This is a genomic window from Sphingopyxis granuli (genome assembly GCF_001559015.1).
In the GTDB taxonomy this organism is placed as follows: Bacteria; Pseudomonadota; Alphaproteobacteria; order Sphingomonadales; family Sphingomonadaceae; genus Sphingopyxis; species Sphingopyxis granuli.
In genome coordinates, this window is the sequence record NZ_CP012199.1 from 396,238 (window position 1) to 408,461 (window position 12,224).

10 protein-coding genes are annotated in these 12,224 nt (G+C 69.6%); 6 read left to right on the forward strand and 4 right to left on the reverse strand.

Annotation, left to right across the window (positions count from 1 at the left end; translation table 11 throughout):
• Window positions 1-11 precede the first annotated feature (11 nt).
• The gene (locus SGRAN_RS01940; RefSeq protein ID WP_067180281.1) at window positions 12-1,730 is read left to right on the forward strand and encodes an NADPH-dependent assimilatory sulfite reductase hemoprotein subunit; all 1,719 of its coding nucleotides are present in this window, start codon (window positions 12-14) and stop codon (window positions 1,728-1,730) included.
• A gap of 25 nt (window positions 1,731-1,755) precedes the next feature.
• Here SGRAN_RS01940 and SGRAN_RS01945 read toward each other — a convergent pair whose 3' ends face one another.
• Both SGRAN_RS01945 and SGRAN_RS01950 read right to left on the reverse strand, forming a co-directional pair.
• Window positions 1,756-3,099 carry an MFS transporter gene (locus SGRAN_RS01945; RefSeq protein WP_067180283.1) on the reverse strand — a complete coding sequence of 448 codons (1,344 nt, stop codon included), beginning with the start codon at window positions 3,097-3,099 and terminating at the stop codon, window positions 1,756-1,758.
• A 31-nt stretch (window positions 3,100-3,130) separates the two neighbouring features.
• The gene (locus SGRAN_RS01950; protein WP_067180286.1) at window positions 3,131-3,793 is read right to left on the reverse strand and encodes a YggS family pyridoxal phosphate-dependent enzyme; all 663 of its coding nucleotides are present in this window, start codon (window positions 3,791-3,793) and stop codon (window positions 3,131-3,133) included.
• 62 nt (window positions 3,794-3,855) lie between these two features.
• Between SGRAN_RS01950 and SGRAN_RS01955 the strand changes: the two genes are divergently transcribed.
• Entirely contained in the window at window positions 3,856-4,512 is a 657-nt protein-coding gene (locus SGRAN_RS01955) for a thiamine phosphate synthase (RefSeq protein ID WP_067180288.1), read from the forward strand.
• On the opposite strand, the gene SGRAN_RS01960 is transcribed toward SGRAN_RS01955, so the two are convergent.
• Window positions 4,485-5,114, reverse strand: coding sequence for a hypothetical protein (locus SGRAN_RS01960; RefSeq protein WP_237233693.1), 630 nt, complete (start codon window positions 5,112-5,114; stop codon window positions 4,485-4,487). The genes SGRAN_RS01955 and SGRAN_RS01960 overlap by 28 nt on opposite strands.
• A 339-nt stretch (window positions 5,115-5,453) precedes the next feature.
• Between SGRAN_RS01960 and SGRAN_RS01965 the strand changes: the two genes are divergently transcribed.
• From SGRAN_RS01965 to holA, 4 genes are all read left to right on the forward strand, one after another.
• Entirely contained in the window at window positions 5,454-5,918 is a 465-nt protein-coding gene (locus SGRAN_RS01965; RefSeq protein ID WP_067186816.1) for a DUF3576 domain-containing protein, read from the forward strand.
• A gap of 50 nt (window positions 5,919-5,968) precedes the next feature.
• Window positions 5,969-8,533: a leucine--tRNA ligase gene (gene leuS / locus SGRAN_RS01970; RefSeq protein ID WP_067180294.1), complete on the forward strand. Its 2,565-nt coding sequence runs from the start codon at window positions 5,969-5,971 to the stop codon at window positions 8,531-8,533.
• 133 nt (window positions 8,534-8,666) lie between these two features.
• Window positions 8,667-9,212 carry an LPS assembly lipoprotein LptE gene (lptE, locus tag SGRAN_RS01975; RefSeq protein WP_067180297.1) on the forward strand — a complete coding sequence of 182 codons (546 nt, stop codon included), beginning with the start codon at window positions 8,667-8,669 and terminating at the stop codon, window positions 9,210-9,212.
• A gap of 6 nt (window positions 9,213-9,218) precedes the next feature.
• Window positions 9,219-10,250 carry a DNA polymerase III subunit delta gene (holA, locus tag SGRAN_RS01980; RefSeq protein ID WP_067180299.1) on the forward strand — a complete coding sequence of 344 codons (1,032 nt, stop codon included), beginning with the start codon at window positions 9,219-9,221 and terminating at the stop codon, window positions 10,248-10,250.
• A 156-nt stretch (window positions 10,251-10,406) separates the two neighbouring features.
• Here the strand turns inward: holA and SGRAN_RS01985 are convergent, their stop codons facing one another.
• Entirely contained in the window at window positions 10,407-12,224 is a 1,818-nt protein-coding gene (locus SGRAN_RS01985) for a cation:proton antiporter (RefSeq protein ID WP_172709599.1), read from the reverse strand.

Below are 12,224 nucleotides of genomic sequence, written 5' to 3' on the forward strand. Positions count from 1 at the left end.
GGAACCGCCCGATGGACCTGCTTCCCCCCACCGACCGCAGCCAGGACGTGTCGCAGCCGCTCGACCGGCTGAGCCCCGACGAGACGCTGAAGGCCGAAAGCGACCAGCTGCGCGGGACGATCGCGCTCGGGCTGCTCGACCGCATTACCTCCGCGGTGCCCGGCAACGACATCAAGCTGATGAAGTTCCACGGTATCTATCAGCAGGACGACCGCGACGTCCGCGACGAGCGCCGCCGGCAGAAGCTGGAGCCCGCCTTTCAGTTCATGATCCGCGTCCGCCTGCCCGGCGGCATCTGCACGACCGAACGCTGGCTGAAGATCGCCGAACTGGCCTGCGCGCACGGCGGCGAGACGCTGCGCATGACGACGCGCCAGACCTTTCAGTTCCACTGGGTGCTCAAGCAGGACCTCGTCCCGCTGATCCGCGGGCTGCACGAGGTGCTGCTCGACACGGTGGCGGCGTGCGGCGACGATTCGCGCGGCGTGATGGCGACCGTCTATCCCGAATTCCCCGCGCTCCAGGCCGAACTCGCCGATCTGGCGAAGGCGGTCAGCGACCATGTGATCCCCAGGACCGGCGCCTATCACGAAATCTGGTACGGCGAGGAACGGGTCGCGGCCTCGGGCCCCGAGGAGCCTTTCTACGGGCGCACCTACATGCCCCGCAAATTCAAGATCGGCTTCGTCATCCCGCCGAACAATGACATCGACATCTATGCCCAGGACCTCGGCTATATCGCCATCGTCGGCGGGGACGGGCGAATCGCCGGCTTCAACGTCGCGATCGGCGGCGGCATGGGGCGCACCGACAAGGCGCCGCACACCTATCCGCGCACCGCGTCGGTGATCGGCTTCATCACCCCCGACCGGCTCTATCCGGTGACCGAGGCGGTGATGGGCGTCCAGCGCGACTATGGCAACCGCGCCGACCGCGCGCGGGCGCGGTTCAAATATACGATCGACGACAAGGGGCTCGACTGGATCAAGGCGGCGATCGAGGATCGCGCCGGGCCGCTCGACCCCGCGCGCCCCTATGCCTTCACCTCGAACGCCGACCGCTATGGCTGGACCGAATCGGACGATGGCGTCCACCATTATACGCTGTTCGTCGAGAACGGCCGGCTCGACCGCGATCTGCTCGACCGGATCGAACGGATCGCGCGCGTCCACAAGGGGCATTTCCGCCTGACCCCCAACCAGAATCTGATGATCGCCGGGGTCGCCGCTGCCGACCGGCCGGCGATCGAGGCGCTGCTCGCCGAGACCGGGCTTGCCGCGCTCAACGCGCGCAGCACGCTGCGGCTCAATGCGATGGCATGCGTCGCGCTGCCGACCTGCGGCCTCGCGATGGCGGACAGCGAACGCTATCTGCCCAGCCTGATCACCCGCATCGAGGCGATCCTGTCGCGCCACGGGCTGGAAAAGGAGCCGATCACGCTGCGCATGACGGGGTGTCCCAACGGCTGTGCCCGCCCCTATATCGCCGAGATCGGGCTGACCGGCCGCGCGCCGGGCAAATATAATCTCTATCTGGGCGGCGGTTTCCACGGCCAGCGCCTCGGGCGCCTCTATCGCGAGAATATCGGCGAGGCGGCGATCCTCGAGACGCTCGACGAGACGCTGGGCCGCTATGCCGCCGAGCGGCAGCCGGGCGAGCATTTCGGCGATTTCACCATCCGCGCGGGCATCGTCCGCGAAGTGACCGAGGGCCGCTTCTCGAACGATTAGGGCGCGTCTTCGGGCAAAGGGCCGATCAGCGCGCCGCCGCCGCCGGGCGGTTGCGGTCGGCTTCGTCGAGCGCGAGCAGCGACGCCCCCCTGGTCTCGCGCATCGCCAGCGCCGACAGCAGGCTGACCGCGGCGGCGATGGCGATATAGACGGCGATCGGGGTCCAGCTGTCATATTCGCGCAGCAGCGCGGTGCCGATCAGCGGCGCCCACGACCCCGCGACGATCGCCGTCACCTGATAGCCGAGCGACACGCCCGAATAGCGCATGCGCGTCGGAAACATCTCCGCCATGATCGCGGGCTGCGGCGCATACATCAGTGCGTGGATCGCGAGGCCGAGCATGATCGCGGCGAGGATCGTCGCGGTGGCGCCGGTGTCGAACATCGGAAAAGCGAGGAACGGCCAGACCATGGTGAGCGCGGCCCCGGCGATATAGACGGGCCGGCGCCCGATCCGGTCGGCGAGCGCGCCGACCAGCGGAATCGCGACGACGTGGAGGATGTGCGCGGCGAACAGCAGCGCGAGGATGCGCGTCGTGTCGATCTCGCGGTGGTGGAGATAGGTGATCGAGAAGGTGACCACCATGTAATAGACGATATTCTCGCCGAAACGCAGACCCATCGCGGTGAACACGCCGCGCGGATAGTGGCGAAACACCTCGGTAAGACCATAGCCCGCTTCGGCCGAGGCCTCGGCGTGCGCCCGCGCCTCCTCGAAGATCGGCGAGTCGCTGACCTGGGTGCGGATATAATAGCCGATGACGACGATCACCGCCGACAGCCAGAAGCCGACGCGCCAGCCCCAGGCGAGGAAATCCGCGTCGGATAGCGTCGCCGCGAGGATCAGCAGCACCGCGGTCGCGAGCAGGTTGCCGAGCGGCACTCCCGCCTGCGGGAAACTGCCCCAGAAGGCGCGGCTGCGGTTCGGGCTGTGCTCGGTGACGAGCAGCACCGCCCCGCCCCACTCGCCGCCGAGCGCGAAGCCCTGCACGAAGCGCAGCAGCACCAGCAGCGCCGGCGCCCAATAGCCGATGCTGTCGAAGCTCGGCAGGCAGCCCATCAGGAAGGTCGACACGCCGATCAGCACGAGGCTGAGCTGGAGCAGCGCCTTGCGGCCGATGCGGTCGCCGACATGGCCGAACACCACCCCGCCCAGCGGCCGGGCGAGGAAACCGACGGCATAGGTGGCGAAGGCCGCGATGATGCCGTCGAGCTCGTTGCCGGTGTCGGGGAAGAAGAGCTTGCCGAACACCAGCGTCGCGGCGGTGCCGTAGAGGAAGAATTCATACCATTCGACGACGGTGCCGGCCATCGACGCGCCGACCACCTTCTTCAGATAGGGAAGGTCGGCTGTCTGTTCATGGTCCATCTCGCTTTCCTCCCCGACGCTGCTGTCTTCCTTAGTCCCGCGCCCCGAACAGGGCGGTGCCGACGCGCACGTGCGTCGCGCCCAGCATCACCGCGGTCGGATAATCGCCGCTCATCCCCATCGAGCGCAGCGGCAGCGCGTGCCGTTCGGCGAGTTCGTCGAGCAGCGCGAAATAGGGCGCGGGTTCGCGGTCCGCCGGGGGGATCGCCATCAGCCCCTCGATGCGCAATCCGGCGTCCGCCGCATCGGCGAGCAATGCGGGCAGGTCGGCGACCGCGCAGCCGCCCTTCTGCGCCTCGTCGCCGACATTGACCTGGACGAAGAGGCGCGGGCGCCGGTCCAGCCGGTCGCACGCCTTCGCCAGCGCCTGCACCAGCGACAGGCGGTCGACCGAGTGGATCGCGTCGAACAGCGTCACCGCATCCTCGGCCTTATTCGACTGGAGCCGGCCGATCAGGTGCAACGCGATGCCGGATGCTTCGGCGCGCAGCGCGGGCCATTTGGCTGCGGCCTCCTGCACGCGATTCTCGCCGAAATGACGCTGGCCGGCGGCGATCAGCGGGCGGATGGCGTCGGCGTCGTGCGTCTTCGACACCGCGATCAGGCAGACGGCGTCGGCCTCGCGGCCGGCGCGCTTCGCCGCCGCCGCGATGTTGCCCCGCACCTCCGCCAGCCGCTCTGCCGCTTGGTCCATTCCGTTCGCCTCCGGGTGGCGTGCGCGTTGCGCGCTGCCCCGACGCGCCTATAGGAAGAGCGATGCCTCGACGCCACCCCCCGCCGCGCGGTGCCCGCCTTTCCGGTGTCTGGTTGTTCACCGACGAACGCGCCGCGACGCCGCTCGCGCGGCTGGCGGTGCTGCTGCCGCCGGGCAGCGGTATCGTCGTGCGGCACGACGGGCTGGCGCCCGGTGCGCGCTGGCGCCTGTTCCGGCGGCTCGCGCGCATCGCGCGGGCGCGGCACCTGTCGCTGCTGCTCGCGGGGCCGCCGGCACTGGCGCGGCGCTGGGGCGCCGACGGCGTGCATCTGCGTCGGCAGGGCGGCGGCGCGGCGGCGCAGGCGCGGCGGCTGGATCTGGTTCGCACGATGGCTGTCCACGACCGCGCCGAGGCGCGCGGCGCGCGTCGTGCCGGGGCGCAGGCGGTGTTCGTCTCGCCGCTCCATCCGACGCGTTCGCACCCCGGCGCGCCGACGCTGTCCGCCGCCGAGTGGTTGCGGCTCGCGCGGCTGGCGGGCGGGCAGGCGGTCGCGCTCGGCGGCATGACGCCGGCGCGCGCGCGCGCGCTGCGCCGCCGCGCGGCGGGCAGCGGCATCGCCCTGCCCGGCTGGGCGGCGATCGACGCGTGGGATGATCGGGGAAAGATGAAAGCGGCGAAGCGCCAGCAGCGTCAGAAGCGGAACGCCGTCCCGACATAGACCGCCTGGCTGTCGCGGCGCGAATCGGTCAGCGGCTGGAAGCGGTCGTCGGTACGATAGCGCACGCCCGCGGTGACATCGAGATTCTTCGTCAGGCGATAGCTGCTGACGACATCGACGCTCTGGTTGTCGCCCGGCGCGGTGATGCGGTCGGTCGCGCCCGCCGGATCGCTGGCGCGGTTGATGACGCGGGTGGCGAAGCGCGACTTGGCCTCTTCCTGCTCGGGCGCCTTGGCGACGGGCAGGTTGCGCAGGTCGGTGCCGCTCGGCAGCGCCGGGGTCACGAACTTCTGGAAGCCGACCGATGCGCCCAGATCATAGGCGACGGGGGCGATGCCGATCGGTGTCTTGCTGCGCCCGGCGGCCAGCGCGGCGGTGCGTGCGGCGCTCGACGCCTCGTCGCGGGCGCGGATCACGACGGTGATCGCGCGATTCTTGCGGCTGTCGTCGGTGATCGCGGGGGTGAAGCTGAACGCGCGGCGCGATTCTTCCGACATGCGGGCATAGCGCGCGATCAGGCGTGGATCGCCCGACGCGGGGGTGAACTGGCCGAGCAGGGTCTGCGACAGCGTCGTGTCGCGGATGCGGTCGGCGCGGCTCATCGCGGCGAGAGCAGGGGGCAGGGCAAGCGAAAGGGTCGCCAGAACGACGACGCTACCCCTCCAAAAATGTCGCGGTTTCCGCGCCATTATCCTGCGACTCCAACCCCAATCGAATCTTCAGATAGGACGGCTGCCGCCGGATTGCCAGCGTTTCCGCTTCGCCCGATCGTCCCATGCCCGCTTTTGCCCGGATTGTTGCACGATGACCACAGTCGGGACCGCGGCGGATGGCGCATTGCCGCGCTTGCCGGACGGCGGCAACGGCGATAGAGACGCTTGCAATTCCCGCAGCGCAGCCGGCCGCCCGGCCCGGCGGCGCCCCATGATAAGGTATTCGGCATGCCCCAGCTTTCCTTCCTTGCCCGGCTCGGCCGCCGCCCGGCGGCGCTCGCCCTGCTCGGCGTCGCGGCGCTCGGCCTCGCGGGGTGCGGCGGCGGGAAGGAACGGCCCAAGGCCGACCTCGCCGCGTCGCAGGTGACGACGATCGGCGTGAACAGCTATCTGTGGCGCGCGTCGCTCGATTCGCTGTCGTTCATGCCGCTGCTCCAGGCCGATTCGTCGGGCGGGGTGATCATCACCGACTGGTACGCCAATCCGAGCAACCCGAACGAGCGCATGAAGGTGACGGTTTCGATCCTCGACCAGGATCTGCGCGCCGACGCGCTGCGCGTCGCCGCGTCGCGCCAGGTTGCGCAGGGCGGCGGCTGGGTCGACGCGCCGGTGCAGGCGGCGACGGTGCAGAAGCTGGAGGAGATCATCCTCACCCGCGCCCGCGACCTGCGCCGCAGCGCGTTCGAAGGCTAATTCTCCGGCGCGGACCCGCGCCAACCGACAGACAACGGGGTAAACAGGACATGACCCGCGAATCGCGCTTTGGCGCCCTGGCTGCCGACGCCCGCTGGCAGGCGGCGTGGGAGGCCGCGAACAGCTTTGCCACCGACGACACCAAAGATATGGTCGGGGGCGACAAGCCGAAAGCCTATATCCTCGAGATGTTCCCCTATCCGTCGGGGCGCATCCATATGGGGCACGTCCGCAACTATGCGATGGGCGACGTGCTCGCGCGCTTCAAGCGGATGACCGGGCACGCGGTGCTCCACCCGATGGGCTGGGACGCCTTCGGCATGCCGGCCGAGAATGCGGCGATGGAAAAGGGGGTCCATCCCGGCGGCTGGACGCGCGACAATATCGCCGCGATGCGCGCGCAGTTGAAGCGCCTCGGCCTCGCGATCGACTGGAGCCGCGAGCTCGCGACCTGCGAGCCCGACTATTACGGGCAGGAACAGGCGCTGTTCCTCGATCTGTTCGCCGCGGGGCTGGTCACGCGCAAGGAAAGCTACGTCAACTGGGACCCGGTCGACATGACCGTGCTCGCCAACGAGCAGGTGATCGATGGGCGCGGCTGGCGGTCGGGCGCGTCGGTCGAGAAGAAGAAGCTGTCGCAGTGGTTCCTGAAGATCACCGCCTTTGCCGACGATCTGCTCGACGGGCTCAAGAGCCTCGACCATTGGCCCGACAAGGTGCGGCTGATGCAGGAGAACTGGATCGGCAAGTCACAGGGGCTGGAATTCTCATTCCGCCTCGCGGGCGGCGCGCCGGGGTTCGATGTCTTCACGACGCGCCCCGACACGCTGTACGGCGCGAGCTTCGCGGCGATCGCACCCGACCATCCGCTCGCCGAGCGCCTCGCCAAGGATTCGCCCGAACTCGCGGCCTTCATCGCCGAATGCCGGCGCCAGGGCACCTCGGCCGAACAGCTCGAAACCGCGGACAAGATGGGCTTCGACACCGGCGTATCGGTCCAGCATCCGCTCGACCCCGACTGGCATCTGCCGGTGTGGGTCGTGAACTATGTGCTGATGGATTATGGCACCGGCGCGATCTTCGGCTGCCCGGCGCACGACCAGCGCGACCTCGATTTTGCGCGCAAATATGGCCTGCCGGTCCACCGCGTGATCGCCGACGGCGACGAGACCGAACAGGTCTTTGCCGGCGACGAGGCCTACACCGGCCCCGGCAGGCTGGTGAACAGCCATTTCCTAGACGGCATGACCGTCGACGAGGCGAAAGCCGCGATCATCGCGCGCGCCGAGCATGAAGGCTGGGGCAAGGGCACGACCGTGTGGCGCCTGCGCGACTGGGGCGTGTCGCGCCAGCGCTATTGGGGAACGCCGATCCCCTTCATCCACTGCCCCGCGTGCGGCACGGTGCCGGTGCCCAGGGACCAGCTTCCCGTCGTGTTGCCCGAGGACGTCGATTTCTCGGTCCCCGGCAATCCGCTGCTGCGCCACCCGACGTGGAAGCATGTCGCCTGCCCGTCGTGCGGCGGCGCCGCCGAGCGCGAGACCGACACGCTCGACACTTTCGTCGATTCCTCCTGGTATTTCCTGCGCTTTGCGAGCGCACCGGCGGATCGGCCGTTCGACCCGGAGGTCATCCGCCGCTGGCTGCCGGTCGACCAGTATATCGGCGGCATCGAGCATGCGATCCTCCACCTGCTCTATGCGCGCTTCTGGACGCGCGCGCTCGAACGGCTGGGGATGGTCGAGATCAAGGAGCCGTTCGCGAGCCTGTTCACGCAGGGCATGGTCACGCACGAAACCTATAGCCGGGCGCAGGGCGAGGGGATGCCGCCGCTCTATTTCACCCCCGACGAGGTGACGCGCACCGCCGACGGCGCGACGCTCGACGCCGACGGCGCGCCCGTCGCGGTCGGCCGCGTCATCAAGATGTCGAAGTCGAAGAAGAATGTCGTCGATCCCGACGCCATCCTCGACCAATATGGCGCCGACGCGGCGCGCTGGTTCATGCTCTCCGACAGCCCGCCCGAGCGCGACCTGCCGTGGAGCGAGGCGGGAATCGAGGGTGCGTGGCGCTTCGTGCAGCGATTGTGGCGGATCTTCGGCGAGACCGAGGCCGTCGGCGATGGCGGTGAGGACAAGGCGCTCGCGCGCAAGCTGCACCAGGCGATCGCCGGGGTCGCCGCCGACATCGAGGCGCTCGGCTTCAACAAGGCGGTGGCGAAGATCCACGCGCTCGCCAACGAGATCGAGAAGGCGAAGCCCTCGGCGACCCGCGGCGAGGCGTGCCGGACGCTGATCCTGCTCGTCGCGCCGATGATGCCGCACCTTGCCGAAGAGGCGTGGGCGGCGCTTCCCGACAGCCGGCGCAGCGCCGCGATGGTCGCCGACGCGGCATGGCCGGCCGCCGATCCGGCGCTGCTCGTCGACGACGAGGTGACGATCGCGATCCAGATCGCCGGCAAGCTGCGCGATACGATGACGCTGGCCAAGGGCGCGGACAAGGAGGCGGCGGAGGCCGCGGCGCTGGCGCGGCCTCGCATCGCCGACCTGCTCGGCGGCGCATCGCCGAAAAAGGTGATCGTCGTCCCCGACCGGCTGGTGAATATCGTTCCCTGAAGATGGATGCTGCCGACTCTCCGGCTTCGTTGAATGCGAAAGGGCCGCTACCTTGCATCGACTTCGGTCGGAGGCCCCCTGCTGGCGGTCGACGGGCTCGACACGAACAGGGATTGCGGTCATTATTCCCCCGATGCGTAGCCTCCTGACCTTCTCGCTCGTCGCCGCCTCGCTGTTGCTCGGCGGCTGCGGACTGCGCCCGCTCTATGCGAACGGCAGCCAGGGCGCGGTGGCGCGGACGCTCGCCGATGTCGATGTCGCGCCGATCGAGGGGCATTCGGGCTGGCTCGTCCGCAACGCGCTGCGCGACCGGCTCCAGCCGACGCAGGCGGGGCAGGGCGCGGGCGCGCGGCTGCGGCTCGACGTGCGGCTCGAGGATTCGATCACCGGCTTCGGCGTCCGCTCGGACGATGCGGTCACGCGCGAGCGGCGGACGCTGCGCGCGCGCTACCAGCTCGTCGATGCGGGGTCGGGCGAGGTGCTGCTCGACGCGACCGCCGCGGCCGACGCGGGGATCGACGTCGTCGGCAGCGAATATGCGACGATCGCCGCCGAATCCTCGACCCTCGAACGGCTCGCGCAGGGCATCGCCGACCAGATCGTCGCGCGTGTCGCGGTGTTCGCGAGCCGCGGCGGCGGGCAGGCCGCGACTGCCCCGGCACTCCCGTCGGCGCGCTGAGCGGCGATGAAGCCGCTCAAGCCCGCCGACCTCGAACGCCAGACGCGCCTCGATCCCGCGGTCCGCTTCGTCCTGCTCACCGGTCCCGACGAGGCGACGATGGGCGCGGTCGCCGCGCACCTCGTCGGGCTCGCGGGGGCGGAGGCCGAGCGGCTCGATCTCGCCTCGCCGCAGTTGTCGCAGGATGCGGCGCTGCTCGCCGCCGAGGCGGCGTCGATGTCGCTCTTTTCCCCGGCGCGGGTGATCCGGCTGGAGATCGCGGGCAGCGGCGACGATTGCCTGTCGGCGGTCGAGGCGCTGCTCGCCGCCGACACCGCGATCAACCCGGTGATCGCGACCGGCGCGTCGGTGAGCGCGCGTTCGAAGCTCGTCAAGCTGGTCGAGGGCGCGGCGGGGGCGGTCGCCGCCATCTGCTACCAGCCCGACCGGCGCGCGCTGGTCGGCATCGCGATGGACGCGGCGCAGGATCAGGGGTTGCGCCTGTCCAACGCCGATGCGCAGCTGCTCGTCGATCTCGTGTCGGGCGACCAGGCGCTGATGCGGCGCGAGATCGAGAAGATCGCGCTCTACCTCGACGCCGCGCCCGACCGGCAGCGGCAGGTGACGGCGGCCGACATCGCCGCGCTGGGCGCCGCGACGCACGAGGAGGACGTCAGCGCGTGTATCAACGTCGCGCTCGGCGGCAAGGTGCGCGACCTGCCCGACATGCTGGCGAAGGCGGCGGCGATCGGCGTCGCCGAAATCCGCATCATCCGCGCGCTCGGCATCCGTGCAATGCAGCTCGCGCGGCTGCGCGCCGAGGTCGATGCGGGCGCACATCCGGCGACGGTGGTGTCGGCGCGGAGCAGCGGCGTCTTCTGGAAGGAGCGCGATGCGGTGACGGCGCAGCTCCACATCTGGGATTCGCTGCGTGTCGCGCGGCTGATGACGCGGCTGCTCGATTGCGAGCGCGCGCTCAAATCGTCGGGCACCGCGGGGGCGGTGCTGTTCCGCAAGCTGATGACCGACATCGCGCACCAGGCGGCGCGGGCGCGCTAAGCTGGACCATGATGACATCAGACGGCCTCGTCATTGCGAGCGGCGAAGCCGCGCGGCAATCCAGAGTGTGCGCAGGCCGCCCTGGATTGCTTCGCTCCGCTCGCAATGACGAAGTGGGTCAATCCAAAGTCATCAGAGTCTAATTCAGGGATCGGCTCAGGGAGCCGCCTCGCGCGCCTCGATCCGCGTGCGCGGGTCGTCGGGCGGGACGAAGGTCCAGATCGTGTCGCCCGGCTCCACCGGCGGCCGATGCTGGGCGGAAAAGACGGCGAGGTCGCCCGACGGCCGCGCGACCATCAGGCTGTCGCCGCCCGACGCCTTCATCCGCGCGACGAAATCGGCATAGGGGAATTTCTCGGTGATCCGGGTGCGGCCGAAGGTCCAGCCCGCCTGCAGCCGGTCGAGCTGCGTCTCGATCGGCGTGCCCGCGAGCGTCAGGACGCGCCCGCGCCGCCGGCTGCCCTGCGGCGCTTCGGCGATCACCCGGCTGACCCGGTCGTGGCCGACCTCGGGCGCCAGCTCGCTGCACACCAGCGCGTTATAGGCGTCGTTGTCGGTCGCGGCGATCAGCTGCTGATAGCGTCCCATGTCGAGATGGTCGTCGTGCGTCTCGTCCAGTATGTCGCCGTGATAGACGGACAGGTCGGCGTGCCGCGCGCGGCGCAGCGCAAGCTGGCTGGTGTCGGCGACCAGCACCGCGCGGCCCTGTGCCTTGACGAACTCGGCGAAGGCGATCGTCCAGCCGTTGGCGCCGACGAGCAGCACCCCGTCGCCCTTGCCGCGGTCGAGCCCCAGCCAGCGCGCGAAGGGCGCGGCGGTGAAGCCGTGCGCGAAGATCGTCGCGATGACCACTGCAAAGGACAGCGGCACCGGCGCCTCCGCGCCCGGCACTCCGTAATCCGACAGGCGTAGCGCGAACAGGCCGGTCACGGCGGCGGCGACGATGCCGCGCGGCGCGATCCAGGCGACGAACAGGCGCTCGCGCAAGGGGATGCGGGTGAAGAGCAGCGCGGTCATGATCGTCAGCGGCCGCACCACAAAGAGCAGCAGGACGAGGAAGAGCAGGAAACGAAGCTGGAAATTCTGCACGACGGTCCAGTCGAGCGTGGCGGACAGGATGATGAACACGCCCGAGACGAGGAGGACGGTCAGATCCTCCTTGAAGCGCATCAGCATATGGCTCGAATCGGTCTCGCGGTTCGCCATCACCACTCCCATAACAGTGACGGTGATCAGTCCCGTTTCGTGCATGATGAGGTCGGAGAGGACGAAGACCGCGATCACCGTCGTCAGCAGCACCGGCGCCTTCAGATATTCGGGCACCCAGCCGCGCACGAAGGCCGCGGTCAGCGCGAAGGCGGCGGCGCCGCCGATCAGCATCGCGAGCAGGCTGGCGGCGACGACATCGGTGACGATGCCGACGCCGTTCGCCGCGCTGCCGCCGTGGATGATGTAGGAATAGATGCCGACCGCGAGCAGCGCGCCGATCGGGTCGTTCACGATCGCTTCCCATTTCAGCATGTGCTTGACGCGCGGCGTGATGTTGAGCGTGCGCAGCAGCGGCACGATGACCGTCGGGCCGGTGACGACCATGATGCCGCCGAACAGCGCCGACAGCTCGAACGGCAGCCCCGCGCCGTAATAGGCGGCCGCGGTGCCGAGCGCCCAGCCGACCGGCACGCCGACGAAGACGAGCATGAACACCGCGACGCCGGCATGGCGCAGTTCGCGGAATTTCAGGCTGAGCCCGCCCTCGAACAGGATGACGGCGACCGCGAGCTTGATGATCGGTTCGCGCAGCGCCCCGAAATCCTTTGCCGGGTCGATCAGGCCCAGCACCGGGCCGGCGACGATGCCGGCGAGCAGCATCAGCGCGATCGCGGGCCGTCCCGTCCGCCAGGCGACCCATTGCGCGCCGATACCGATGACGCCGATCAGGGCGATTTTGACGAGCAGGGAGTCGATCGCGAACAT

Coding starts and splice junctions, on each gene's coding strand:
- leuS (WP_067180294.1), top strand. CDS start 5,969: ATGACCCGCGAATCGCGCTTTGGCGCCCTGGCTGCCGACGCCCGCTGG.
- SGRAN_RS01965 (WP_067186816.1), top strand. CDS start 5,454: ATGCCCCAGCTTTCCTTCCTTGCCCGGCTCGGCCGCCGCCCGGCGGCG.
- holA (WP_067180299.1), top strand. CDS start 9,219: ATGAAGCCGCTCAAGCCCGCCGACCTCGAACGCCAGACGCGCCTCGAT.
- SGRAN_RS01950 (WP_067180286.1), bottom strand. CDS start 3,793: ATGGACCAAGCGGCAGAGCGGCTGGCGGAGGTGCGGGGCAACATCGCG.
- SGRAN_RS01945 (WP_067180283.1), bottom strand. CDS start 3,099: ATGGACCATGAACAGACAGCCGACCTTCCCTATCTGAAGAAGGTGGTC.
- SGRAN_RS01960 (WP_237233693.1), bottom strand. CDS start 5,114: ATGAGCCGCGCCGACCGCATCCGCGACACGACGCTGTCGCAGACCCTG.
- SGRAN_RS01940 (WP_067180281.1), top strand. CDS start 12: ATGGACCTGCTTCCCCCCACCGACCGCAGCCAGGACGTGTCGCAGCCG.
- lptE (WP_067180297.1), top strand. CDS start 8,667: ATGCGTAGCCTCCTGACCTTCTCGCTCGTCGCCGCCTCGCTGTTGCTC.
- SGRAN_RS01985 (WP_172709599.1), bottom strand. CDS start 12,224: ATGTTCGCGATCGACTCCCTGCTCGTCAAAATCGCCCTGATCGGCGTC.
- SGRAN_RS01955 (WP_067180288.1), top strand. CDS start 3,856: ATGCCTCGACGCCACCCCCCGCCGCGCGGTGCCCGCCTTTCCGGTGTC.